Raw genomic sequence first — 25,133 nt, forward strand, 5'->3', positions numbered from 1 at the left:
GGGTCACCCTTCGGGGTGACCCTGACTGCGTTTCAGGACCCCTTTCCGCGGGTCGTCCTGCGGCCTGCGGGCACCGCCAACAAGGGTGCCCGCGAACCGGAACAGGTCAGCGACTCTGGATGCCCTCGCGGAGCTGACGGAACAGCGCGGCGGAGTCGTCCACCGAGCGCCCCGCGAACATTGCCATCACCACGCTGCCGTGGTCTGCCCAGCCACAGACCGCGAAGTCACCGCCGTCGCCGCTGGTCGTACCGCACTTCATCACGCCGCCCAGGCTGCCGGCGTTCACCTTGTGCAGGCCGGCCACCTTGCCGGTCTCGTCGGCCATCAGGCCGAAGAGAGTGTCCAGGTCCCGCTCGGGCTGCCAGAGCAGGGTGGTGCCGCCGAACATCAGAACGGACCGCCTCGCGTCCGCCGGGTCGCTGTAGACGGCGCCGAAGCTTCCGTCCAGGTCGATGTCGGCCGCGAAGCCGTCGCGAAGGTAGTCGGCGGTGTTCCGGGCCCGGTCGCTGTCGTCGCGGGTCAGCCCGGCGATCTGCACCGGCGGGTTCAGGTGCGCGTCCTTCTGCGCCCACACCCGCCAGCCGGCGGCGCCGAGCGCCCCCAGCCCGGCCAACCCGACGACCAGCGTGGCGGCCAGGGCGATCCGTCGCCGGCGCGAGACCGGGCGCCGCTCGGGCTCCAGTGCCGGGTCACGGCGGCTCAGCTGGATCGGCTCGTCGGTCAGGTCGACCGGCTCGGGCTCGTCGTCGAGCGGGCGCTCGGTGAGGTGCGCGTCGGACATGTCCGCCACCGTACGCGAACAGGAGGTGGCGCACGTGAGGTCTCCGGAAGCCCTCCGTAGACTTTCTCAGGTGACCGAGAGACTGGATGCCCGACGCCCCGACGCCCCGACCCTCGCCGGCCAGTACCAGCCGGGCGAGGTAGAGCAGCGACGGTACGAGCAGTGGGTAGCCGCCGGCCACTTCCGGGCGTCGGCGGGGAGCGACAAGCCCCCCTTCACGATCGTCATCCCGCCGCCGAACGTCACCGGCTCGCTGCACATGGGGCACGCCTTCGAGCACACCCTGATGGACGCGTTGAACCGGCGCAAGCGGATGCAGGGCTATGAGGCGCTCTGGCTGCCCGGCATGGACCACGCCGGCATCGCCACCCAGAACCTGGTCGAGCGGCAGCTCGCCGGCGAGGGGCTGTCCCGCCACGACCTGGGTCGGGAGAAGTTCGTCGAGCGGGTCTGGCAGTGGAAGGCGGAGTCCGGCGGCGCGATCCTCGGCCAGATGCGGCGCCTCGGCGACGCCGTCGACTGGGACCGCGAGCGCTTCACCATGGACGAGGGGCTGTCCCGGGCCGTCCAGACCATGTTCAAGAAGCTCTTCGACGACGGGCTGATCTACCGGGCGAACCGGATCATCAACTGGTGCCCGCGTTGCCTCACCGCGCTGTCGGACATCGAGGTGGAGCACACCGACGACGAGGGTGAGCTGGTCTCGATCCGCTACGGCGACGAGGTCGTGGTGGCCACCACCCGGGCGGAGACGATGCTCGGCGACACCGCGGTCGCGGTGCACCCGGACGACGAGCGCTACCAGCACCTGATCGGCACCGAGGTGGCCGTCCCGCTCACCGACCGGCGGATCCCGATCGTCGCCGACGAGCACGTCGACCCGAGCTTCGGCACGGGCATGGTCAAGGTGACGCCGGCGCACGACCCGAACGACTTCGAGATCGGCCAGCGGCACGACCTGCCGTCCCTGACGATCATGGACGAGCGGGGCATCATCACCGCGCCCGGCCCGTTCGAGGGCCTGGACCGGTACGAGGCCCGCCCGGCCATCGTCGCCGCGCTGCGCGAGCAGGGGCTGATCGTCGCCGAGAAGCGGCCGTACGTGCACGCCGTGGGGCACTGCTCGCGGTGCAAGACCACAGTCGAGCCGCGGCTGTCGCTGCAGTGGTTCGTCAACACCGCCCCGCTGGCCAAGGCCGCCGGCGACGCGGTCCGCGACGGTCGGGTGAAGATCGAGCCGGCCGAGCTGGCCAAGCGCTACTTCGCCTGGGTCGACAACATGCACGACTGGTGCATCTCCCGGCAGCTCTGGTGGGGCCACCGCATCCCCGTCTGGTACGGCCCGGACGGCGAGATCGTCTGTGTCGGCCCCGACGAGGAGCCACCGACCGGCGAGGGCTGGCGGCAGGACGAGGACGTGCTGGACACCTGGTTCTCCAGCGGCCTGTGGCCGTTCTCCACGCTCGGCTGGCCGGAGCAGACCCCGGACCTGGCGAAGTTCTATCCGACCAGCGTGCTGGTCACCGGGTACGACATCCTCTTCTTCTGGGTCGCCCGGATGATGATGTTCGGCCTGTACGCGATGGACGGCCGGCAGCCGTTCGACGTGGTCGCCCTGCACGGCATGGTCCGCGACGAGCACGGCAAGAAGATGTCGAAGTCGTTCGGCAACGTGGTCGACCCGCTGGACTGGATCGACCGGTTCGGCGCCGACGCCACGCGGTTCACCCTGGCCCGCGGCGCCAACCCCGGCCAGGACGTGCCGGTCAGCGAGGAGTGGTGCCAGGGCTCCCGGAACTTCTGCAACAAGCTCTGGAACGCCACCCGGTTCGCCCTGATGAACGGCGCGCACACCGACGGGCCGCTGCCCGAGGCCGGCACGCTGTCGACCGTCGACCGGTGGATCCTGTCCCGGCTGGCGCAGGTCACCGCCGAGGTGGACGAGCAGTTCGAGGCGTACGAGTTCGCCAAGGTCTGCGACCTGCTGTACCACTTCGCCTGGGACGACGTCTGCGACTGGTACGTGGAGCTGAGCAAGCCGGTGCTCGCCGAGGGCGGGCCGGCGGCCGAGGCCACCCGCCAGGTGCTCGGGCACGTGCTGGACCAGCTGCTGCGGCTGCTGCACCCGGTCATCCCGTTCGTCACCGACGAACTGTGGACCGCGCTGACCGGCGGGGAGAGTGTGATGACCGCCGCCTGGCCGGCGTCCGACCGTACCCTCGTCGACGACGCCGCGGAGGGCGAGGTCGGCACCCTGCAGCGGGTGGTGACCGAGATCCGGCGGTTCCGCTCGGACCAGGGGCTGCGGCCGACGCAGCGGGTCACGGCCCGGCTCGACGGCCTCGGGCCCGCGGGCATCGGCGCGCACGAGCCGCTGATCCGGTCGCTCGTCCGTCTCGACGCGCCCGGCGACGACTTCCAGGCCAGTGCCACCCTCGCCATGCCGGGCGAGGTCAGCGTGGCGCTGGACACCCGGGGCTCGATCGACGTGGCCGCCGAACGGGCCCGGCTCAGCAAGGACCGGGCGGCCGCCGAGAAGGAGGCCGCGCAGGCGCGGGCGAAGCTGGACAACCCGGCGTTCGTCGGCAAGGCGCCCGAGCACGTGGTCGCCAAGATCCGGGAGCGGCTCGCGGTGGCCGAGACGGACCTGGTCCGGATCGACGCCGCACTGGAGGCGCTGCCCTCGTGACCGACCGCACCGAATTCGCCGCGGTGGACGCCGCGCTCGCCGAGCGCGGCTTCACCCGCATGCACTTCGAGCTGGACCGGATCGAGACCCTGCTCGACCTGCTCGGCAGCCCGCAGCGCGCGTACCCGTCGATCCATCTGACGGGCACGAACGGCAAGACCTCGACGGCCCGGATGATCGACTCGCTGCTGCGGGCCTTCGGGCTGCACACCGGCCGCTACACCAGCCCGCACCTGGAGACCGTCCGGGAGCGGATCAGCCTGGACGGGGAGCCGGTCAGCGAGGAGCGCTTCGTCGCCATGTACCAGGAGGTGGCGCCGCTGGCCGAGCTGGTCGACCAGCGCTCCGCCGAGCCGCTGACGTACTTCGACATGACCACCGCGCTGGCGTTCGCCACGTTCGCCGACGCGCCGGTCGACGTCGCGGTGGTGGAGGTGGGGCTCGGCGGCGCCGAGGACGCGACCAACGTGATCCAGGCCGGGGTCGCGGTGATCACCCCGATCGGGCTGGACCACACCGAGTGGCTCGGCGACACCATCGAGGACATCGCGCTGCACAAGGCGGGCATCATCCACAAGGGCGCCACGGTGATCGCGGCGGCGCAGGAGGAGGAGGCCGCCCGGCCGATCCTGGAGCGGTGCGCCGAGGTCGGCGCGACCGTCGCCCGGGAGGGCTCCGAGTTCGGCGTGCTGCGCCGGGCGGTCGCCGTCGGCGGCCAGGTGCTCACCATCCAGGGCCTCGGCGGGGTGTACGAGGAGATCTTCATCCCGCTGCACGGCGCCCACCAGGCGCAGAACGCGGCCGTGGCGCTCGCCGCGGTCGAGGCGTTCCTCGGTGCGGGGGCGCGCCGGCAGCTCGACGTCGAGGCGGTCCGGGAGGGCTTCGCCGCGGCCACCTCGCCGGGGCGGCTGGAGAAGGTGCGCAACGCCCCGACGATCCTGCTCGACGGCGCGCACAACCCGCACGGGATGACCGCCACGGTCACCGCGTTGCAGGAGGAGTTCGCGTTCAGCAAGCTGGTCGGGGTGCTGGCCGTGCTCGGCGACAAGGACGCGGCCAGCCTGCTGGAGCTGTTGGAGCCGGTGCTCGACTCGATCGTGGTCACCGGGAACAGCTCGCCCCGGGCGATGCCCGCTGACGAGCTGGCCGCGCTGGCCAGGGAGATCTTCGGGTCGGACCGGGTGCAGGTCGCCGAGGAGATGCCGGACGCCATCGAGGCGGCCGTCGCCGAGGCCGAGTCCGACGTACCGGGCGAGCTGGCCGGGGTCGGTGTGCTGATCACAGGATCGGTGGTGACCGTGGCCGACGCCCGACGGCTGCTCAAGCGATGAGCGGGCCGGTGGAGGAGCGCCCCGGCGCCGAGAACCGGCCGGACGGGGGTGCCGCGCCGTCGTCGGGTGCTCCGGCGCCCGTCGACGGGGTCCGGACCGAGGCTGGTGGGCCGGCGGAGCAGCGGCGGTCGGGGCTGCGTAACCCGGAGAAGGCCGTCCGCGGGCTCGGCGCCGGGACGCTGGCGCTCGAGGCGTTGGTGCTGCTGCTGGCCATCCAGCCGATCCGGTTGGTCGGCGGGCACCTCGGCGGCGTCGCCATCGCGGCGATCGTGACGCTGGCGGTGGCCTGCGTGGTGCTCGCCGGCCGGATGGGACGGCCGTGGGCCTGGCACGCCGGGACCGTGGTCCAGGGGCTCCTGCTGCTCTCCGGGCTGCTGCACTGGTCCCTGTTCGCGCTGGGCGTCATGTTCGCCCTGGTCTGGGCGTACGCCCTGCACGTCCGGCGGGTCATCCTCGGCTGAGCGGTGCCCGCCGACGCGAGGCTGTCAGGCGTCGGCGAGGGTGCGCCACTGAGTGAGGGCGACACCGTGCCCGTCCGGGTCCCGGAAGGCCGCCGCCCACACCTCCAGCTTGCTGCCCCGGTTCACCACCCGGGGGGCGTACGTGAAGCGAACGCCGGACCCGCGCAGCCGCTCGTACGCCGCGTGGATGTCGTCGACCTCAAGGTTGACGTGGACCAGCCGGCGGCTGATCGGGGCGGCCCCGGTCACCTGGCGCAGCACCAGCCGGGTCGCCCCGGAGCCGAGGACGGCGTTGCCGGCGCCCCGGTCGAGCTCCGCGAAGCCGAGCTCCCGGTAGAAGTCGAGGGACCTGCCCAGGTCGGCGACGAGCAGGGTGAACCCGACGCCGCTGATCGGGTTGGCCATCTCGGCCGGCTCGTCTCCGGCCGGCCCGAAGATCGCCTCGTCCAGCTCCTCCGGGGTGGGCGGTGCCTCGGCGGCCGGCTCGTCCAGCGGGAGGTCGATGGGGTCGAGCGGATCGAACTGCTCGTCGGCGGGCGGGCGCGGTGCCGGGGTGGCTCGGCGGGGGAGCGGGCCGGCGCTCGCCGGCTCGACGACCTGGCCCTCCAGCACCACCGGGCCGCCAGGACGCTGGTGCATCACCACCGGCTTGCGCTCGTCCGGCAGCACGGTGAGGTCGTCGAGGAGCGGGTCCGGCACGGGCGGGAAGTCGTCGCGGAAGTCGTCCTCCGGGGCGCGGTCCGCCCACGGCGGCGCCTCCTGCGCGATCAGCACCTCGTCGACGGGATCAGGATCGGCGTACTCGGGCGGGAGGTCGGCGAGCGCGGCGGCGGTCTCGGCGTGGGTGGGCACCTCGTCCCAGAGGACCCGGACGTGCCGCTGGTCGTCGAGGGCGACCCGGACGGGCAGGGCCTGGCCGAGGGACGGCCACTTGGCGACCGGGACCCGCGGCTCGATGATCTTCTTGGATCGGGGCGGCAGCCCGGGCGCGTCGATCACGAGCTGGAGTTCACAGCGGCCGAAGGCGTACTGGGTGGGTGGCTCGGAGGCGCTGTGCACGTGGCCCAGCCCGACGACCCAGGTACGCCCGCCGCCGCGGACCGTGGCCAGGGCGATAGCCAACACGAGCAGCGCGCCGCCGAGCGCCACGATCGCCCAGCTCGTCATGCCCAGCCCGAACAGCACGATGAACGTCGCCACGGTGCCCAGCACCGCGGCGATCAGCTTGCGGACCGGCGCGATGGGTCGGTTCCCGCCATTCGCCACAGTGGACCTCCCGGGGGTCTAAGGGCCAGGCTAGGCCGGACCGGCGACCGGGGGAAGGCGCAGCCGCCGCGTCGGCGCCGGGGCCGGGTCGCTACGCTGACCGTACCCAGCCCGATCCCCTTGCGCGCACAGGAGGAACCAGCGTGTCCAGCAGCAGCCCGGACGAGCGCACGCTCGTACTGATCAAGCCCGACGCGGTCCGCCGTGGTCTGGTGGGTGAGATCCTTGGCCGGTTCGAGCGCAAGGGCCTGCGGATCGACGCGCTGGTGTCCCGGACCATGGACGGCGACTTCGCCGACCAGCACTACGCCGAACACGTGGACAAGCCGTTCTACCCGCCGCTGAAGGTGTTCATGACCGGCGGCCCGCTGGTGGCCCTGGTGCTCGGCGGCGACCAGGTGATCGAGGTGGTGCGCGGGATGATCGGCAGCACCGACGGCCGCAAGGCCGCCGCCGGCACCATCCGGGGCGACTTGTCCCTGTCCAACCGGGAGAACCTGGTGCACGCCTCCGACTCGGTGGACAGCGCCAAGCGGGAGATCGCCCTCTGGTTCCCCGAGCTGGGCTGACGTCCTCGCCGCCGGCCCCGGTCCGCGTGTAGGGCCGGGGCCGGCGCCTGCGTCGCCGCGGCAGAGGTCACGCCTGCGCCGGCGGCTCGGTCCGGGTGGTCACCGCGATCCGGTTCCACACGTTGATCGTGGCGATCGCGACGAGCAGGTCGGCCAGTTCCCGCTCCGACCAGACCTTCGCCGCCGCGTCCCACACCTCGTCCGGCACGCCGTGCTCGCCGAGCCGGGTGACCGCGTCGGTCAGCGCCAGCGCGGTCCGCTCCCGCTCGTCGAAGAAGGGCGCCTCCCGCCAGGCGGCCACCGCGAACAGCCGCCGGCTGGACTCGCCGGCCGCGAGCGCCTCCCGGCTGTGCATGTCGACGCAGAACGCGCAGCCGTTGAGCATCGACGCCCGCAGCTTCACCAGCTCCAGCACCGTGTGGTCCAGGTTCTGCCGGACGTACTTCTCCAGCCCGAGCACCGCCTGGTACGCCTCCGGCGCCACCGCCGCCAAGTTGATCCGGCTCATCGCCGCCTCCCTCGTGTTGTCGGTACGCGGACCTGACGGACCGGTGGGCACCTGACGTGACAGGTGACGCCTGTGACGGTGGTCATGTCCGGCGTCGTCGACGAGTGGTCACCCACCCACCCGCCCGAAGGGAGGGCGTCACAGGGTGTCGAGGGAGGCGCGGCGGCGGGATTCGGCCTCGAAGAGCTTGAGCAGGAGCGCGGCCAGCAGCGCGTACCCGAATCCGACGGCGGCCTCGGCGGCGAGCGCCGGTGCGGCCGCGCCGAAGCCCTCGCCGGCCACCAGTTGGCGGGCGGCCCGGGCTGCGTGGGTGATCGGCAGCGCCTCGCCGACCGCCCGCATCCAGCCGGGCAGCCCGGCGGCGGGGACGTTGACCCCGGTGAGCAGGAGCAGCAGCGCCACCGAGACGTTGGAGACCACCCAGACGTCGCGGAACCGCAGCCCCAGCGCGCCCAGGGTGAGGCCGAAGAAACCACAGGCCAGCGAGGCCACCGCCAGGGTCACCAGCAGGGCCGGCAGGGCACCGAGGGGCATCCGCAGGCCGAGCAGGAGCGAGCCGACGGTCAGCGTGGTCACCGCGATGAGCAGGCCGTTCCCGGCGTACGGGAGGACCCGGCCGAGGAAGACCGCGGTGCGGCTGCGTGGCGAGAGCAGCACGTGCCCGAGGGTGCCGAAGCGCCGCTCGTTGGCGACGGCCATGGTGCCGCCGAAGACGCAGGAGAGCGAGGCGGCGAGCACCGCGTTGCCGACGATGTAGAAGCGGTCGTCGGCGACCCCGAGCTGGCGCCCCAGGTAGGCGAAGAAGAGCAGCTGGAAGATCGGCCCGACGAGTAGCGAGCCGATGAACATCGATGGGGTGGTCCAGTTGAACAGGGCCCGGTAGGCGATCACGCCGCCGGTGCCGATCAGCCGGAAAAGTCCCGTCATCGTCGCCCCCTCAAACCAGTGCGAGGGTCGCCGCGGCGCGGGCCCGTCGCTCGACATAGGTCATCATCAGCGCGCCGACGGCCAGGCAGCCGAGGCTGATCGCCAGGCAGACGCCGAGCGAAGGCCAGACCGGGCCGCCGCTGGCCGCCTCCTGCACCGCCCGGGCGCCCCAGGTGGTGGGCAGCACGGCGGCGATCGGGCCGGTCCAGCCGGGCAGCACGGTGAGCGGCACCAGCATCCCGGAGACCAGCCAGATCGGGTACTCCAGCGTGTTGGTCAGCGCGTTGGCGTTGCGGAGCAGGACGAAGGTGGAGGCGAGCAGCAGACCGAACATGCCCAGCCCGAGGATGCAGCCGGGGACCGCGACCAGGAAGAGCAGCGGGTGGGCGAACTCCAGCGGGATGCCGTAGAGCAGCCGGCCCCAGAGCAGGGTGGCGAGCATGGCGTACGTGCCGGTGACCGCGGTGGCCAGGGTGATCGGCAGGATCATCAGCGCGGGCGGGCGCGGCGCCAGCATGATCATCTCCAGCGTGCCCTGCCAACGTTGCCGCTGGATCGCGCCGCCGGAGCCGAACAGCACCGACGACCAGACGCCCATCAGCCCGGCGCCGACGGCGGCCTCCAGCAGCCGGCCCGGCTCGCCCCCGGCGCGGAACAGGTAGACGGCGAGGGTCGCCTGCACCACCGGCACGATCAACGCGGTGGCGATCTCGAACGAGGAGCGGCTGAGCTGCTTGGTGTGCAGCAGCAGGCCCACCCCGATCATGCGCAGCAGGTTCACGCCGGCACCGCCTCGACCAGTCGGGACGGCGTGGCGACCCGGTTGACGATCGCCACGTAGGCGTCCTCCAGGGTGGGCTGCCGGGCGTTGACCCGGCCCAGCCGGACCCCGTCCAGCTCGCGCAGCACGTCCGCCTGGACGTCCACCCCCGCGTCGGACTGCACGGTCAGCACCTGCGCCGCCCCGGCGACGGTCACGCTCGACTCCCGCACCCCGGGCAGGGCGTGGATCGCGGCGAGCTGGGCGTCGGCCACCCCGTACGCCTCGACCTCCAGCACCTGCCGGCCGTCGGCGTGGTGCCGCAGCTCGGCCGGGGTGCCGAGGGCCTGGATGGCGCCGTTGGCGATCACCGCGATCCGGTCGCAGAGCTCGTCCGCCTCGGCCATGTAGTGGGTGGTGAGCAGCACCGTGGTGCCGGTGGCCGCCAGGTCGGCGACGGTCTGCCGCAGCTCCCGGGCGGCCACCGGGTCGACCCCGATCGACGGCTCGTCGAGGAAGAGCACCTGCGGCCGGTGCAGCAGGCCACGAGCGATGTGCAGCCGCTGCCGCATGCCCCGGGAGTAGCCCTCCACCCGCTCGTTCTCCCGGCCGTCGAGGCGGACCAGCTCCAGCAGCTCGGCGATCCGCCGCTTCTGCTCCCGCCCCGGTACGCCGTACAGCTCGGCGAAGTAGCGCAGGTTGTCCAGGGCGGAGAGCCGGTCGTACAGGCCCCGGTCGCCGCCGAAGACGTACCCGATCCGCCGGCGTACCTCCCGGGTCTCGGCGACCACGTCGTGGCCGCAGATCCGCGCGGTGCCGGCGGTCGGGATGAGCAGCGTGTTCAGCAGCTTGATGGTGGTGGTCTTACCCGCGCCGTTCGGTCCGAGCAGGCCGAACAGCTCCCCGTTGCCGACCGTCAGGTCGACGCCGCGGACCGCTTCGACCTCCCGGCGCTGGGGTCGTAACCATCCCGTTCGGCTGCGGTAGGTGCGGCGTAGCCCGGTCGCCTCGATCGCGTACTCGCTCATGGCGGGCAATCTATTGAGCCGGTCGGGGGCGGGGAAACGAATTCGGTGTCCGCCGAATCCTCAGGCCGACGCGGCGCCCGGGGTCTCGCCGATCAGGGTGACCAGGGCCGAGCCGGCTGGTTCCAGGCCGTACAGCACCCGCCGGCCGACCCGACGGCGGTGCACCACCCCGGCGGTGAGCAACGCGCCGAGGTGCTCGGAGACCGTGCTCGGAGCGAGCCCGAGGGTGGCGGCGAGGCCGGCGGTGGTCGCCGGGCGGGCCAGCGCCCGCAGCACCTGGGCCCGGCCGCGCCCGACGAGGACCGCGAGCCGGTCGGCGCCCGGGCTCGCCGGCGCGGCGTCGCCGGTGGGCCGGTCCGCCAGCAGGACCGCGCCCCGGGGCTGGTAGGAGACCGCGATGACCTCGGGATGGTCGGTGGAATGGGTCAGCGCGCCTCGGGAGAAGATCAGCGGGCCCAGCTGGTGTACGGCCAGGGTGCCTCGTCCCGGTATCGCTCAAGCAGGTAGAGGCTGCACTTGGCCTCCCAGAGCGGGCTGGTGGCGATCCGGGTACGGGTCAGGGTGGGCTCGTCCAACTCGATCCGGATCACCACGGCAGCGTAGCCGGGGGGCGACGGCGGTGACCGGGTCGAGCCGGGCCGATACTCGGGGGCGGAGCGCCCGGCCGGTCGAGTACGCTTGACGGCACACAGGCGACGACCCGGCCATCACCGGTGAGCCTCCGGAAGAACAGCCGGGCGACCGGCCCAGTAGAACCGGACGGGACCGGCCCGTCACAGCCGGCCAACGAGCGGGCGGTCGCACCTTGACCGCCAAGCGGGGTGGTACCGCGGGCCTTGCCCGGGCACGCCGGACGGCGTACCGGAAAGGGTTCGTCCTCGCAGACCCACACGACAGTGAGCTGCTGAGGAGAGCGACCCCCGATGGCCTATCCGTTGCACGACCCGACCGCCGCCGGTGTCCCGGCGAGCCCGGACCTGCCCGCGGTGGAGCGCCGGGTCCTGGAGCACTGGACGGCCGACAAGACCTTCGAGGCCTCCGTCGAGGCTCGCCCCGCCGGGGAGGACGGCAAGAACGAGTACGTCTTCTACGACGGCCCGCCGTTCGCCAACGGCCTGCCGCACTACGGCCACCTCTTCACCGGATACGTCAAGGACGTGGTGCCGCGCTACCAGACCATGCGCGGCCGCCGGGTGGAGCGGCGCTTCGGCTGGGACTGCCACGGCCTGCCGGCCGAGGTGGTGGCCGAGAAGCAGCTCGGCATCACCAGCAAGGCGGAGATCCTCGACCTGGGCGTGGCCCGGTTCAACGAGGCGTGCCGCGCCTCGGTGCTGGAGTTCACCCAGGACTGGGAGCGGTACGTCACCCGGCAGGCCCGCTGGGTCGACTTCGCCAACGACTACAAGACCCTCGACCTGGACTACATGGAAAGCGTCATGTGGGCCTTCAAGAGCCTGCACGACAAGGGTCTGGTCTACGAGGGCTTCCGGGTGCTGGCGTACTGCTGGCGGTGCGAGACGCCGCTGTCGAACACCGAGACCCGGATGGACGACGTCTACAAGGACCGGCACGACCCGACCCTGACGGTCTGGTTCGGGCTGGCCCCCGACGAGAACGCGCCCGAGCTCGTGCGCGGTCCCGTCAAGCTGGGCGTCTGGACCACCACGCCGTGGACCCTGCCGTCCAACCTGGCGCTCGCCGTCGGCCCCGACATCGAATACGCGGTGCTGGAGCGCGAGGGTGACCGCTACGTGGTGGGTGCCGCACGGCTCGGCGCGTACGCCAAGGAGCTGGAGGGGTACGAGCAGGTCGGCACGGTGCGCGGCGGCGACCTGGTCGGGCGCCGCTACACGCCGCTCTACGACTTCCTGGTCGAGCAGGCCGGCGAGAACGCCTACCAGGTGCTCGGCGCGGACTTCGTCACCACCGAGGACGGCACCGGGATCGTCCACCTGGCCCCGGCCTTCGGTGAGGACGACCAGAACGTCTGCCTCGCGGCCGGCATCCCGACCGTGGTGACCGTGGACGACCACACCCGGTTCACCGCGCTGGTCCCGCCCTACCAGGGCGAGCAGGTCTTCGACGTGAACAAGCCGGTGATCCGGGAGCTGAAGGAGCGGGGGGTGGTGCTCCGGCAGGACACCTACACCCACTCGTACCCGCACTGCTGGCGCTGCGACACCCCGCTGGTCTACAAGGCGGTGTCGTCCTGGTTCGTGGCGGTGACCCAGTTCAAGGACCGGATGGTCGAGCTGAACCAGCAGATCAACTGGACCCCGGGACACATCAAGGACGGCTCGTTCGGCAAGTGGCTGGCCAACGCCCGCGACTGGTCGATCAGCCGGAACCGGTTCTGGGGCTCGCCGATCCCGGTGTGGAAGTCGGACGACCCGAACTACCCGCGCGTCGACGTGTACGGCTCGCTGGCCGACCTCGAGCGGGACTTCGGCGTACGCCTGACCGACCTGCACCGGCCGGCGGTGGACGAGCTGGTGCGGCCCAACCCGGACGACCCGACGGGGAAGTCGATGATGCGCCGGGTGCCGGAGGTGCTGGACTGCTGGTTCGAGTCCGGCTCGATGCCGTTCGCCCAGGTGCACTATCCGTTCGAGAACCGTGAGTGGTTCGAGCACCACTACCCGGGCGACTTCATCGTCGAGTACATCGGACAGACCCGCGGCTGGTTCTACACCATGCACGTGCTGGCCACCGCGCTGTTCGACCGGCCGGCGTTCCGCAACTGCCTCAGTCACGGCATCCTGCTCGGCTCGGACGGACGCAAGATGTCCAAGAGCCTGAGCAACTACCCGGACGTGTACCACGTCTTCGACTCGTACGGGTCGGACGCGATGCGCTGGATGCTGATGTCCTCGCCGGTGCTGCGCGGCGGCGACATGTCGGTCTCCGAGGCGGGCATCCGGGACGCGGTGCGCCAGGTGCTGCTGCCGCTGTGGAACGTCTGGTACTTCTTCTCGCTCTACGCCAACGCCGACGGGTACACCGCCCGTCGCCGGACCGATTCGACGGATCTCCTCGACCGGTACGTGCTGGCGAAGACGAACGAGCTGGTGTCGACGGTCCAGGGCCAGATGGAGACGTACGACATCTCCGGCGCCTGCGCCACCGTCCGGGCCTACCTGGACGCGCTGACCAACTGGTACGTGCGCCGCTCGCGGGACCGGTTCTGGTCCGGGGACGCCGACGCGTTCGACACCCTCTGGACGGTGCTGGAGACGCTCTGCCGGGTGGTGGCGCCGCTGGCGCCGCTGACCGCGGAGGAGATCTGGCGCGGCCTCACCGGCGAGCGGTCGGTGCACCTGACGGACTGGCCGTCGGCGGACGAGTTCCCGGCCGACCACGACCTGGTGGCCGCGATGGACGCCGTCCGGGGGGTCGCCTCGGCGGCACTGTCGCTGCGCAAGGCCAAGGGGCTGCGGGTGCGGCTGCCGCTGCCGAAGCTGACCGTGGCCTCGCCGGTGGCGGCCCAGCTCCGTCCCTTCGCCGATCTGGTCGCCGACGAGGTCAACGTGAAGGCGGTGGAGGTCACCGACGAGGTGTCCGCATACTGCCAGCAGGTGTTGACCGTGGTCCCGCGGGCGCTCGGGCCCCGGGTCGGCAAGGCGGTCCAGCAGGTGATCAAGGCGGTCAAGGCGGGGGAGTGGGAGCTGGTCGGCGGCGCCCCGGTCGCCGCCGGGGTCACCCTCGCCGAGGGCGAGTACGAGTTGCGCCTGGTCGCCGCCGACGCCGAGCACTCCGCGCCGCTGCCCGGTGGTGAGGGCGTGGTCGTGCTGGACACCCGGGTCACCCCGGAGTTGGCCGCCGAGGGGCTGGCCCGCGACGTGGTCCGGGTCGTGCAGCAGGCCCGCCGGGACGCCGACCTGGACGTCTCGGACCGGATCGTGGTGTCGGTCTCGGCCTCGGAGGAGGTGCGTGCGGCGGTGGCCGCGCACCTCGACTTCGTGGCCCGGGAGGTGCTCGCCGAGAGCATCGACTTCGTCGAGGGCGTCGAGGGCTTCCCCGGCGAGGTCGGCGATGGCGAACGCGTGACGGTGACGGTCCGCCGGGTATGAGGTGAAAGGAAGGGTCCCCTCTAAGTTATGGGGATACAGGAGGGGACCCTCCCTGACCGTCCATGGCTCACGGAGCGGGTGCCGTAGCCACCCGTTCGGGCCGGCGTGACGGCGTCGGCTAACGTGACACCGCCCGTACCTGCACGACCGCCGGAGGACCCGTGCCCCTGCTCTACACCATCGGCAAGCTCGCCGTGGCGCCCACGATCCGGTTGGCCTTCCGTCCAACCGTGGAGGGGCTGGAGCACATCCCGGCGACCGGTGGGGCGATCTTCGCGGGCAACCACCTCTCCGTCGCCGACGAGCTGCTCCTCGGCACGGTGGTGCCGCGGCACCTGGCCTTCTGGGCCAAGTCGGAGTACTTCACGGGCACCGGCCTGAAGGGCGCGTTCTCCAAATTCGTACTCACCGGGCTGGGTGCCATCCCGGTGGAGCGGGCCGGCGGCCGGGCGGCGCTGACGGCGTTCGACGCCGCCATCCCGGTGCTCAAGGGTGGCGACCTGGTCGCCGTCTACCCGGAGGGCACCCGCTCCCCGGACGGGCGGCTCTACCGCGGTCGCACCGGAGCCGCCCGGCTGGCGGTGGCGGCCGGCGTGCCGATCATCCCGGTCGGGGTGACCGGCACCGACAAGGCGCAGCCCATCGGGACGCGGGTGCCCCGGCCCGGCCGGGCCGAGATCGGCATCCGGTTCGGCAAGCCACTGGACTTCACCGGCCGGTCCGACGACCGCACGTCGCTGCGCGAGATGACCGACGAGCTGATGGCCGAGATCCAGAAGCTGACCGGCCAGGAGTACGTGCCGCGCTACGCCCCCAAGCGCAGCGAGCCCACCACCGACCCGGCCGCCTGAGCCGTCACGGCGGGTCGCTGCCGCGCAGCTTCTCCTGGGCGACCACGGCGTCCAGGTCGTCGAGGCGTTCCAGCTGCTTCATGGCTCGGGCCATCCGGCCGTTGGCCGGGATCCGGGGGCGGTTGGTGCACAGGAACGCCCAGTAGCCGGCGGTGAACGGGCAGGCGTCGTCGCCGAGCCGCGTGCGCGGGTCGTACCGGCAGCCGCCGCAGTAGTCGCTCATCCGGTGGAGGTACGCGCCCCCGCAGACGTACGGCCTGGTGGTCGTCCGGCCCAGGTCGGCGTACTGGCTCATGCCGATCACGTTGCCGGTCGTCGCCCACTCGTGGCCGTCCACGAAGCGGGTGTGGAACCACTCGACCAGCTCCGACGGGCGCCAGCCGCGCTGCAGGGCGTAGTTGCCGAGCACCGCCAACCGGGGGACGTGGTGCACCCAGCCCCGGTCGCGGACGCCGGCGAGCACGTCGGCGAGGCAGTGCGCGTCGACCGCGTCCGCGTCCAGGTCCTGCCACCAGTCCGGCAACGACCGCCGTGCGCCCAACTCGTTGCTGTCGCGCCGGCCGGGCTGGAAGTACCAGTAGGTGTGCCAGCTGTAGTCCCGCCAGCCCATGATCTGCCGGACGAAGCTCTCCACGCCGGTCAGCGGGGCACCCTCCTTCCGGTAGGCCCGCTCGGCGCCCCGGACCGCCTCGATCGGGTCCAGCAGACCCAGGTTGAACGAGGACGACAGCATGCTGTGCGCCAGCCACGGGTCGGTGGAGAGCATCACGTCCTCGTACGGGCCGTACGCGGCGAGCCGGTGCCGGAGGAAGTGCCGCAGCCGGGCCCGGGCCTCCTTGGCGGTGGCCGGAAAGCGACGCGGCCCGTCCCGCCCGACGAACCGGATCCCCTCCCGCTCCCAGCGGTCGAGGTCGGCCCGGACCTCCGCGTCGATGTCGTCCTCAGTGGGCATCGGCGCGGCCGGCACGTCCAGCCTGCCGCCCTTCGGCGGCGGCTCCCGATTTTCGGTGTCGAAGCTCCACCGGCCGCCCACCGGGCCGTCGCCCTGCATGAGCACCCCGTGGTGCTCCCGGGCGAACCGGTAGAACGCCTCCATCCGCAGCGCCCCCCGGCGGCCGTCGGCCCAGTCGGCGAAGTCGGCCAGGCTGGTGACAAAACCCCGAGCCGGCAGCACGATCACCCGGTCGAGGCCGCGGACGAACTCCAGCGCCCGGCGCGAGGTCGGGTGGCAGACCTCCAGCGGTTCGTGGACTTTCCGCAACGCCTGCCCGTACGTCTCGGCACGCAGGTAGATCGCCTGGTCGCCCAGCTCGGCGGCCCGGTGTCGTAGCGCGGAGAGGACCAGGTGGGCCTTCTGCCGGTGATACACCCGCCGCCGGAAGACCGCCTTCGACTCGATCAGCAGGACCGGCTGCTTCCGGTCGTCGAGGAAGTGCGGCCCCAGCTGATCGGCGAAAAGCCAACGCCGCCACATGCCGTGATTGTCGCCCCGATTTTCGCCGGATTGTCCGACCTAGGGCGAGTGGAGCGCAAATCGCTACCTATTCGATATCTTGCGGCGGATGGGACGTTACGGCTGGTCCGCGGTCACCACCTGCTGGCGCAGGTCTTCAGTAGGCGGGCGCTGTCGTCCACGGAGAGCCGGGTGAAGACGCCGGTGGCCAGGCTGCCGTGGTCGACCGAGGTGCACACCACCACCGCTTCGCCGCCCGCCCGGCCGACCGCGCAGCGCTCGTACCGGCCCCGGACCCCGGTCTCCACCGGTTCGGCGGCGTCCAGCCCGTACTGGTCCCTGAGGCGGGCGATCTCGGCGTCGGCGTCCGACTCCGGGCTCAGCCGGAATCCGGTGCTGCCGAAGAGGGTCACCCGCTTGCCGTCGTTCGTGGTGTAGATCCCCGCGAAAGTGTCCTCGGCGAGCAGATAGCGCGCCTCGTTCTTCAGCTCCTCGGCCTCGGCCTGGCTGCGCTCGTCCTGCTGCAGTCGCAGTCCGTAGACCTGATCCGGCAGGGCCGCGCTGGCCGGGTACTGGGTGCGGAGCGGTTGCGCCCACCAGAGCGGTACGCCGCAGCAACAGGCGACGGTGAGCAGCAGCATCCAGGGCCAGCGGCGCCGCCGGCGGACCGGCACCGCCACGTACCCCTTGGGCGGCCGCCACCCGGGCGGCGCGGCGACCGGCGGTGTGGGCGGGCGGCGGCGCTGCTTCGGCGGGCGAACCGGCCGGGGCAGCGGTGCCGGGGCGGGCAGGGCCGGCCGGCGTGGCGACACCGGCGCGGGCGACGGCGACACCGGCCGGCCGGCGACCGGCGGCGCCGCGGCGGCCGGCGTTGACGGGGCGACCGGTGCTCGCGGGGTGACCGGCGGCGCCGGGTAGGGCGGCGTGTGCGGCGGCGTGGGATAGGAGAGCGTCGGCGGCAGCGCCGAGAAGTCGGCAGAGTGCAGGTCCCAGCCGGTGGTGTCCACGCCCTCCCACGGGTCGACCGGAACCAGGTGCTCCGGTGAGTCCACCGGCGGCACCGGGGTCGGGTCGGCGGACGCGCCCCAGGAGCGCTTGCGCGGTGGCGGGGGTGGGACCGGCGCGGACCCGCTCCACCGGGGCGCGGGCGGCTCGCCAACCGGCTCCACCCGGGTCGGGTCGGGGCGGCTCGTGGGCGACCCGGTCGGGCGGTCCGGTACGGCGGACGACCCGGTCGGTCGGACGGGGGCGGAGCCGCGCGCCGGGGCTACCGGCAGTTCGGCGGGTGACCGGTCCGCGGGCGCCGCTGCGGCGGCATCCGTCTCGGCGTCCGCGTGCTCCTCGGCCCGGTCGTCACGTCGGGCGGTGGCGGAGTCGCTCTCGGGGGCCGCCTGCTCCTCGGCCCGGTCGTCGTTCCCGGCGGCGTCGCCCTCTGCGGCATCGCCCTCGGCCCTCGCGTTGTGCTCGGTGACGGTTTCGCCCTCCGCGTCCGCGTCGTGCTCGGCGGCCCTCGTCGAGGGGGGCGGCACCTGCGCGGTGGTGATGCCCGCGGTGTCCGCGGGCCGGTCGGCAGGCGCCGGCCCGCCGGTGGCCGGCGGCCCATCCGGCTGGTCCGGGGCGTCCCTGCCGGTGGGCGGTGCGGTCGGCGGAGGTACGGGGGCGCGGGTCGGCTCGTCGGTGCCCGGATCCCGGTCCGTGACCGGGGTGCTCCCGTCGGCCGGCCGGTCCGTGCCCGGCTGCGGCTCCGGCATCGCGGCTTTCTCCTCTCGCGCCGGTTGCGAGGTTAGTACCGGCGGGCCAGCACCGACGAATCCGCTCGCCGGGCCGTCGATTCCGCGATCTCGGGCAGCGGTCGGCCGAACCCGCAGGACGGTGTCCAAGATCCAGGTGAGCCGGTGCGCTGCTGCGGTGCGGCGTGGTGGGCGGCGGAGCACCGCGTACCCTTGGGCATCATGAGTGCCCCGTCCACGACGCCGCGCCCCGTCGCGGCCAATTCCGTCTGGCCCCGGCTGGAGCCGCTGCTGCCCCAGGTGACCAAGCCCATCCAGTACGTCGGTGGTGAGCTGGGCGCGGTGGTCAAGGACTGGGACACCGCGACCGTCCGGTGGGCGCTGATGTATCCCGACGCGTACGAGGTGGGCCTGCCCAACCAGGGCGTGCAGATCCTCTACGAGGTGCTCAACGAGCTGCCCGACGTGCTCGCCGAGCGGACGTACGCGGTCTGGCCGGACCTGGAGAAGCTGATGCGCGCCCACGGCGTGCCACAGTTCACCGTCGACGCGCACCGCTCGGTGCGCGACTTCGACGTGTTCGGCGTCTCCTTCTCCACCGAGCTGGGCTACACCAACCTGCTCACCGCGATCGACCTGGCCGGCATCCCGCTGCTCGCGGCCGATCGCACCGACGCAGACCCGGTGGTCGTGGCCGGCGGGCACGCCGCGTTCAACCCGGAGCCGATCGCCGACTTCGTCGACGCCGCCGTGCTCGGTGACGGCGAGGAGGCGGTGCTGGAGATCACCGCGATCGTCCGGGACTGGAAGGCCGAGGGCTGCCCGGGCGGGCGGGACGAGCTGCTGCTGCGGCTGGCCCGCACCGAGAGCGTCTACGTGCCGCGCTTCTACGACGTGGACTACCTGCCTGACGGCCGGATCCAGCGGGTGGTGCCCAACCGCCCCGACGTGCCGTTCCGGGTGCACAAGCGCACCACCATGGACCTGGACGCCTGGCCGTACCCGAAGAAGCCCCTGGTCCCGCTCGCCGAGACGGTCCACGAGCGGTACGCGGTGGAGATCTTCCGGGGTTGCACCCGCGGCTGCCGGTTCTGCCAGGCCGGCATGATCACCCGCCCGGTGCGGGAGCGTTCGATCACCACCGTCGGGCAGATGGTGCAGCAGGGGCTCGAGTTCTCCGGCTTCCACGAGGTGGGCCTGCTGTCGCTGTCGTCGGCGGACCACTCCGAGATCGGCGACATGTGCTCCGGCCTGGCCCAGCAGTACGAGGGCACCAACGTCTCGCTCTCGCTGCCGTCGACCCGGGTGGACGCGTTCAACATCGACCTGGCGCAGGAGCTGTCCCGCAACGGTCGGCGTACCGGCCTGACCTTCGCCCCCGAGGGCGGGTCGGAGCGGATCCGCAAGGTGATCAACAAGATGGTGTCGGAGGAGGACCTCATCCGCACCGTGGTCACCGCGTACACGAACGGCTGGCGGCAGGTGAAGCTCTACTTCATGTGCGGCCTGCCCACGGAGACCGACGAGGACGTGCTGCAGATCGCCCGGATGGCCCACGAGGTCATCAAGGCCGGCCGGGAGGCGACCGGCTCCCGGGACATCCGCTGCACGGTCTCCATCGGTGGGTTCGTGCCGAAGCCGCACACCCCGTTCCAGTGGGCGGCGATGGAGCGGCCGGAGGTCATCGACGGTCGGCTCAAGCTGCTCAAGCAGGCGATCAACGCCGACCGCTCGCTCGGTCGGGCGATCGGCTTCCGCTACCACGACGGCGAGCCGTCGCTGATCGAGGGCCTGCTGTCCCGGGGTGACCGCCGGGTCGGCGCGGTGATCCGCAAGGTCTGGGAGAACGGCGGCCGGTTCGACGGCTGGAGCGAGCACTTCTCGTACCAGCGCTGGGTGGACGCCGCCGCCGAGGCGCTGCCGGCCTTCGGGGTGGACCTCGACTGGTACACCACCCGGGAGCGCGACGAGCTGGAGGTCCTGCCCTGGGACCACCTCGACTCCGGCCTGGACAAGGACTGGCTCTGGCAGGACTGGCAGGACGCCATGTCCGAGTACGAGCAGGACGACTGCCGCTGGACCCCGTGCTTCGACTGCGGCGTCTGCCCGGCCATGGACACCGAGATCCAGATCGGGCCGACCGGCAGGAAGCTGTTGCCGTTGACCCCGGTCAACGGCCTGAAGCTGCCCACCGGCGCCCAGCAGTAGCGCCATCGACGACCGCCGAGCGCGGGAGCCCCAGCGGGCTCCCGCGCTCAGTCGTTTCCGGGTCCGGTGGTCCCGTCGGCGTTCCCGTGACGTGGGGTGGGGGTGCCTCGACTGGCCGTTACTCGATACGCTTCGTCCCACATGGACCGATCGGCGGGTCGGCAACGGGGAGGGCAACGACATGGGTGGAATCCAGCCGCCGGACACGGGCGACCTCAGCGTCAGTGTCGAGGACCTGGATGCCGCGGCGGAGTATGTCGAGCGGCTGAAGCAGTACGTCGACGACACCATCAGCTACGAGATGGAGCGCGTCAAGGAGCGGATGAAGGGCGACAGCAACAACGCACAGGCCGTCCCGAACGGCACCCCCTTCGGCGCGTACGAGGACGCCCGCATGCAGTGGCAGGCGCTGACCAAGTCGACGGCCAACATGGAGGCGCACCTGAAGTTGCTCTCCGCCAAGCTGGCGGCGTTGAAGAAGGGCACCGAGGACATCGCCCAGGCGTTCCGCGACGCCGAGGCGCGCAATGCCGCCACCGGCAAGCAGATCGAGCGGCTGCTGGAGTCCGCCACCCCGCCGCCAGCCGCAGGCGATCCGTCCACCTACCCGTACACGGCCTGAGGGGGAGACGGTCATGGCAGGAGGAACCTGGGAGCGCTGCGTCCGCGAGGTGACGCTGTCGGCGGACCCGGAGACGGTGGGCTCGGTCGGCGTGGGGTGGAGCAGCCTCTCCACCGGGCTCGGCTACCTGCGGGACGCGCTGGTCGGGCGGTCCTTCGTCGGCCCGATCGCGCCGGGCCAGGAACGCCCGCACGCCGGGGGTCTCCCCGGGCTGCTCGTCGGCTGGAAGGGCAGCGGCGGCGACGCGTACCGGGAGCACCTCGGCGACATCGGCAAGGACATCGAGGAGCTGATCACCCACGCGAGCAACGTCAGCGGGGCGCTGTCGCGGATCGAGGGCGACATCCGTAAATCGGTGGCGAGCATCCCGATCCCGCTGATGGACGACTTCGGCTGGAACGAGTGGAGCCTGCCCAACGGCACCGAACTCGATGACGCCCGGGACGGCGAGAGCGCGTCGGGCTTCCTGGCCGCGCTGCGCAAGGACTACCAGAGCAACCCCGCGTCATACGCCGACGGCGCGTTCCGCGACAAGGCCGACGACCTCGAAGCCACCATGAAGATCGACGGCAACGCCGAGGACCACAAGCGGGGCGGTTGGTGGGACACGAAATCCCACCTGGACAACTGGTACCGCGACAACCAGCAGGCGGCCAACAGTGCCATGTCGCCGCTGCCCGTCGCAGTGGAGACCGAGCGGCCGAAGCTGGTCGTACCCCCGGCCCGGGGCGGCCATGACGGCTACACGCCGGACGACCGCAAGCCGCCGTCCGGGTACCCCGGCGGTGGTGGCGGCCTCGGTGGTGGCGGCGGCTTCGGTGGTGGTGGCGGCGGTGTCCCCAACATCGGCAGCACCGGCATCGGTGGTGGCGGTGGCGGCGGTTCGTTCGGCGGTGGTCACTCGTCCATCGCGCCGCCCTCCACCGGTGGCATCGGCAGCGGCAACCCCGCCGGCTCTCACCCCGGCGCCGGTTACCCGGGCAGCGGCGCGCCCGACTACAGCAGCGGCCTCGCCGGCGCTGGCACCCCGACGATCAGCGGTACCACCGGCCTGGGTAGCGGCCCCGGCGGTGCCTCCGGCCTCGGCGGCGGTGGCCTGGGCGGCGGGATCGGCGGCGGCGTCGGCTCGGCCGGGGGCATCGGCGGTGGCGCCGGCGCGGTCGGCGGCATCGGGATGGGCGGCATCCCCGGCCTGGTCGGCGGCGGCAACGGCAAGGTGCCACCGATGACCAGCGCGGCCAGCGCGCTACGCAACGCCGCCGGCGCGGGCGCTAACGGCCCGCGGGGCGCCGGGATGATGGGCGGCGGCATGATGGGCGGCGCCGGCGGGGCCGGGCACGGCGGCACCGGCAGCGGCACTGAGCATTCGTCGTGGTTGACTGAGGACGACGATCCGTGGGGCACCGGTGACGCAGCGTCCCCGGGCATCCTGCGATGAGGACGGACGGATGAGGGTAAAGGTCGGGGCGTTCCGGCCGGTCGCGGCCGGCCTGGTGGCCGGGCTCATGGTGCTGGGGGCCGCCCAACCGGCGGCCGCCGCGCCGCGGCGGGCCGAGCAGTGGTATCTGGACGAGCTCCGGATCGACCAGGTGCACAAGTTGTCCACCGGTCGGGGTGTGATCGTCGCGGTGGTGGACAGCGGCGTCGACGCGACGCATCCCGACCTCCGCGGCCAGGTGCTGGCCGGAGGCCGCAGCTACGGTGCCTCCGGTGACGGGCGGGCCGACGAGGAGGGCCACGGCACCCACATGGCCGGCATCATCGCGGCCACGAACGCCAGCAGCGACGGCGTGGACGGCATCGCCCCGGGCGCGAAGATCCTGCCCATCAAGATCAAGAAGGGTAAGGGGTTGGCCCGCGACGGCGCGGTCGCCCAGGGCATCCGGATGGCGGTCGACGGCGGCGCCAAGGTGATCAACCTGTCCGTCGGCGGGGCGGGTGCCGCCTCCCTCGACGAGGAACAGGCCATCAAGTACGCCCTCGACCGGGACGTCGTGCTGGTCTCCTCCGCCGGTAACACCGCGAAGGGGGAGGACGCCGTCATCGCCCCGGCCAACGTCCCGGGCGTGATCGCGGTGACCGGCACGACCAAGGGCGGCGCCTTCTGGTCGGGCTCGGTCCAGGGCCCGGAGGCGGCGATCGCCGCGCCCGGCGACGGCATCTACAACATTGGTCCCGACCACGGCTATGGCTGGGGTGACGGCACCTCCGACTCCAGCGCGATCGTCTCGGGCATCGCGGCGCTGATCCGGTCGAAATACCCGGACCTCGACGCGCCTAACGTGATCAACCGGATCATCAAGACGGCTCAGGATGCCGGCCCGCCCGGTCGGGACCCGCAGTACGGCTTCGGCCGGATCGACCCGGTCGCCGCGTTGGCCGCGGACGTCCCGGCGGTTTCCGCGAACCCGCTCCTCGACGCGAAGGCGGCCAGCCCGGCCCCGCCCCAGGCGGCCGGGGACGACAACTTCGACGTGACCAAGTACGGCGACCGGGGCGGCCCCACTGACCAGCAGGTCATGGTCATCGGCATCGGTATCGCCGTGGTGCTGGTGATCCTGCTGGGGCTGGCGTTCCTCCTGATCTGGAACCGGCGCCGGTACCGCCGCGAGTCGGCCCGGGCGGCCGACATCCCGGACGAGGTGCTTGACCGGATGGTCGCCGATGGCACCCCACCGGTCCCGGCCGGCTACGGCCCGCCGGGCGGTCACGTTCCGCCACCGGGCCATGCCCCCGGCCAGGGGTACGCCCCGCCGGGCGGTTACGCCCCGCCCCCTGGCTACGCCCCGCCACCCGGTGGCCCACCCGCGCCACCGCCGGGCGGGAACCGGTCCTGATCGTCGTGGCCGACCGGATGACCTGGGCGTCACCGGCCGGCCACCGGCGTCTCCGGGCGGGCAGGAAAACGCTCCCTGACCGGTTTCGACCGGCTTTCCGGGCCGCCGCGGCGGCCCCGGCTGCACGCCGGCAGGGATGCTGCGCCAGGATGGGGTGGACACACAGGTAGCACCCGAGGAGTTCACGATCGCCAGAAAGCCTCAACCCGAGGGCGGCCAGGCACCGGTCGTTCAGCGGGTCCGGATCCGGTATGCCAAGCGTGGGCCGTTGCGGTTCACCTCGCACCGGGACTTCGCCCGGGCCTTCGAGCGCGCGCTGCGCCGGGCCGGCGTACCGATCGCCTTCTCCCAGGGCTTCACCCCACACCCGAAGATCTCGTACGCCTCCGCCGCGCCGACCGGTGTCGCGAGTGAGGCCGAATACCTGGAGATCGGCCTGCGCGAGCCGGTCGACCCGGAGCAGCTGCGGGCCGCCCTGGACGCGGCGCTCTCGCCCGGACTCGACGTGCTCGAGGCGGTGGAGGCCGCCGGCGGCAGCCTGGCCGACCGGATCGAGGCGTCGCACTGGCGGATCGAGCTGCCCGAGGTCGACCCGGCCGTGCTGGAGCGGGCGGTGGTCGCCTTCACCGCCGCCGAGGAGATCCAGGTCGAGCGGATGACCAAGCAGGGGCGGCGTACCTTCGACGCGCGGGCCGCCGTTATCAGCATCGATATGCCGGCCTCGCCGGAGACGCCTTCCGGGGCGACGGCCGTACCGTGTGCGATACTCGAAGTGGTCGTGCGGCAGGTCACCCCGTCCGTACGGCCCGATGACGTCCTTTCCGGCCTCCGCGTGGTGGCTGACCTGGAGCCGCCGGTCTCCCCGAGGGTGATCCGGCTGGCGCAGGGCACGCTGACCGCGCAGGGCGAGATCGTTGATCCGTTGGATGCGGATCGCGACGGGGCAGCCATCGGAGAGCGCTGACCGACGGTCAACGCTCTGGCAGGCAGACTTCGGCGGTCGCGCACCTGCGTGCCCGGCGGAAACACCTTTTGCGGC

General features: G+C 72.5%; 21 protein-coding genes. 11 read left to right on the forward strand and 10 right to left on the reverse strand.

Annotated elements, in window-relative coordinates; translation table 11 throughout:
- Positions 1–106: 106 nt before the first annotated feature.
- A complete protein-coding gene (locus ACNAVT_RS22990; protein ID WP_416299219.1) occupies positions 107–784 on the reverse strand; it encodes a hypothetical protein in 678 nt (225 codons plus the stop codon).
- A gap of 70 nt (positions 785–854) precedes the next feature.
- Here ACNAVT_RS22990 and ACNAVT_RS22995 point away from each other — a divergent pair, with 70 nt between their 5' ends.
- The 3 genes from ACNAVT_RS22995 to ACNAVT_RS23005 are packed head-to-tail and all read left to right on the forward strand — an operon-like array spanning position 855 to position 5,265.
- The gene (locus ACNAVT_RS22995; protein WP_416299220.1) at positions 855–3,473 is read left to right on the forward strand and encodes a valine--tRNA ligase; all 2,619 of its coding nucleotides are present in this window, start codon (positions 855–857) and stop codon (positions 3,471–3,473) included.
- A complete protein-coding gene (locus ACNAVT_RS23000) occupies positions 3,470–4,804 on the forward strand; it encodes a bifunctional folylpolyglutamate synthase/dihydrofolate synthase (protein WP_416299221.1) in 1,335 nt (444 codons plus the stop codon). The genes ACNAVT_RS22995 and ACNAVT_RS23000 overlap by 4 nt, the downstream gene beginning before the upstream one ends.
- The gene (locus ACNAVT_RS23005) at positions 4,801–5,265 is read left to right on the forward strand and encodes a DUF4233 domain-containing protein (protein WP_416299222.1); all 465 of its coding nucleotides are present in this window, start codon (positions 4,801–4,803) and stop codon (positions 5,263–5,265) included. The genes ACNAVT_RS23000 and ACNAVT_RS23005 overlap by 4 nt, the downstream gene beginning before the upstream one ends.
- Positions 5,266–5,289: 24 nt before the next feature.
- Here the strand turns inward: ACNAVT_RS23005 and ACNAVT_RS23010 are convergent, their stop codons facing one another.
- Entirely contained in the window at positions 5,290–6,531 is a 1,242-nt protein-coding gene (locus ACNAVT_RS23010; protein ID WP_416299223.1) for a VOC family protein, read from the reverse strand.
- 143 nt (positions 6,532–6,674) lie between these two features.
- On the opposite strand from ACNAVT_RS23010, the gene ndk reads away from it, so the two are divergent.
- A complete protein-coding gene (gene ndk / locus ACNAVT_RS23015; RefSeq protein ID WP_416299224.1) occupies positions 6,675–7,100 on the forward strand; it encodes a nucleoside-diphosphate kinase in 426 nt (141 codons plus the stop codon).
- 67 nt (positions 7,101–7,167) lie between these two features.
- Here ndk and ACNAVT_RS23020 read toward each other — a convergent pair whose 3' ends face one another.
- The 6 genes from ACNAVT_RS23020 to ACNAVT_RS23045 all read right to left on the reverse strand — a co-directional run bounded on the left by ACNAVT_RS23020 (position 7,168) and on the right by ACNAVT_RS23045 (position 10,913).
- A complete protein-coding gene (locus tag ACNAVT_RS23020; RefSeq protein WP_416299225.1) occupies positions 7,168–7,608 on the reverse strand; it encodes a carboxymuconolactone decarboxylase family protein in 441 nt (146 codons plus the stop codon).
- Positions 7,609–7,746: 138 nt separating this feature from the next.
- Complete coding sequence (locus tag ACNAVT_RS23025; RefSeq protein ID WP_416299226.1) at positions 7,747–8,535, reverse strand: ABC transporter permease; 789 nt, start codon at positions 8,533–8,535, stop codon at positions 7,747–7,749.
- Between the two features lie 10 nt (positions 8,536–8,545).
- Positions 8,546–9,316, reverse strand: coding sequence for an ABC transporter permease (locus ACNAVT_RS23030; RefSeq protein ID WP_416299227.1), 771 nt, complete (start codon positions 9,314–9,316; stop codon positions 8,546–8,548).
- Positions 9,313–10,323: an ABC transporter ATP-binding protein gene (locus ACNAVT_RS23035; RefSeq protein WP_416299228.1), complete on the reverse strand. Its 1,011-nt coding sequence runs from the start codon at positions 10,321–10,323 to the stop codon at positions 9,313–9,315. The genes ACNAVT_RS23030 and ACNAVT_RS23035 overlap by 4 nt, the downstream gene beginning before the upstream one ends.
- Positions 10,324–10,383: 60 nt before the next feature.
- Positions 10,384–10,599, reverse strand: a complete 216-nt coding sequence (locus tag ACNAVT_RS23040; protein ID WP_416299229.1) for a helix-turn-helix domain-containing protein — start codon at positions 10,597–10,599, stop codon at positions 10,384–10,386.
- Positions 10,600–10,769: 170 nt separating this feature from the next.
- A complete protein-coding gene (locus tag ACNAVT_RS23045; RefSeq protein WP_416299230.1) occupies positions 10,770–10,913 on the reverse strand; it encodes a hypothetical protein in 144 nt (47 codons plus the stop codon).
- A 333-nt stretch (positions 10,914–11,246) separates the two neighbouring features.
- Here ACNAVT_RS23045 and ileS point away from each other — a divergent pair, with 333 nt between their 5' ends.
- Together ileS and ACNAVT_RS23055 are read left to right on the forward strand one after the other, a co-directional pair.
- Positions 11,247–14,393 carry an isoleucine--tRNA ligase gene (gene ileS, locus ACNAVT_RS23050; RefSeq protein ID WP_416299231.1) on the forward strand — a complete coding sequence of 1,049 codons (3,147 nt, stop codon included), beginning with the start codon at positions 11,247–11,249 and terminating at the stop codon, positions 14,391–14,393.
- A gap of 161 nt (positions 14,394–14,554) precedes the next feature.
- The gene (locus ACNAVT_RS23055) at positions 14,555–15,244 is read left to right on the forward strand and encodes a lysophospholipid acyltransferase family protein (RefSeq protein ID WP_416299232.1); all 690 of its coding nucleotides are present in this window, start codon (positions 14,555–14,557) and stop codon (positions 15,242–15,244) included.
- A 4-nt stretch (positions 15,245–15,248) separates the two neighbouring features.
- Here ACNAVT_RS23055 and ACNAVT_RS23060 read toward each other — a convergent pair whose 3' ends face one another.
- Positions 15,249–16,718, reverse strand: coding sequence for a cryptochrome/photolyase family protein (locus ACNAVT_RS23060; RefSeq protein ID WP_416299233.1), 1,470 nt, complete (start codon positions 16,716–16,718; stop codon positions 15,249–15,251).
- A 113-nt stretch (positions 16,719–16,831) separates the two neighbouring features.
- Positions 16,832–18,448 (reverse strand): hypothetical protein, encoded by a 1,617-nt coding sequence (locus ACNAVT_RS23065; RefSeq protein ID WP_416299234.1) that lies wholly within the window; start codon positions 18,446–18,448, stop codon positions 16,832–16,834.
- Between the two features lie 201 nt (positions 18,449–18,649).
- Between ACNAVT_RS23065 and ACNAVT_RS23070 the strand changes: the two genes are divergently transcribed.
- The 5 genes from ACNAVT_RS23070 (at position 18,650) to ACNAVT_RS23090 (ending at position 25,058) form a co-directional block, all read left to right on the forward strand.
- Positions 18,650–20,635 (forward strand): TIGR03960 family B12-binding radical SAM protein, encoded by a 1,986-nt coding sequence (locus ACNAVT_RS23070; protein ID WP_416299235.1) that lies wholly within the window; start codon positions 18,650–18,652, stop codon positions 20,633–20,635.
- A 181-nt stretch (positions 20,636–20,816) separates the two neighbouring features.
- The gene (locus tag ACNAVT_RS23075) at positions 20,817–21,257 is read left to right on the forward strand and encodes a hypothetical protein (protein ID WP_416299236.1); all 441 of its coding nucleotides are present in this window, start codon (positions 20,817–20,819) and stop codon (positions 21,255–21,257) included.
- A gap of 13 nt (positions 21,258–21,270) precedes the next feature.
- Positions 21,271–22,695, forward strand: a complete 1,425-nt coding sequence (locus ACNAVT_RS23080) for a hypothetical protein (protein ID WP_416299237.1) — start codon at positions 21,271–21,273, stop codon at positions 22,693–22,695.
- 10 nt (positions 22,696–22,705) lie between these two features.
- The gene (mycP, locus tag ACNAVT_RS23085; RefSeq protein ID WP_416299238.1) at positions 22,706–24,094 is read left to right on the forward strand and encodes a type VII secretion-associated serine protease mycosin; all 1,389 of its coding nucleotides are present in this window, start codon (positions 22,706–22,708) and stop codon (positions 24,092–24,094) included.
- Between the two features lie 136 nt (positions 24,095–24,230).
- Positions 24,231–25,058, forward strand: a complete 828-nt coding sequence (locus tag ACNAVT_RS23090; RefSeq protein WP_416299239.1) for a TIGR03936 family radical SAM-associated protein — start codon at positions 24,231–24,233, stop codon at positions 25,056–25,058.
- Positions 25,059–25,133: the final 75 nt, after the last annotated feature.

Origin of the sequence: Micromonospora sp. SL4-19 (assembly GCF_047921475.1) — a bacterium.
Taxonomy (GTDB): Bacteria; Actinomycetota; Actinomycetes; order Mycobacteriales; family Micromonosporaceae; genus Micromonospora.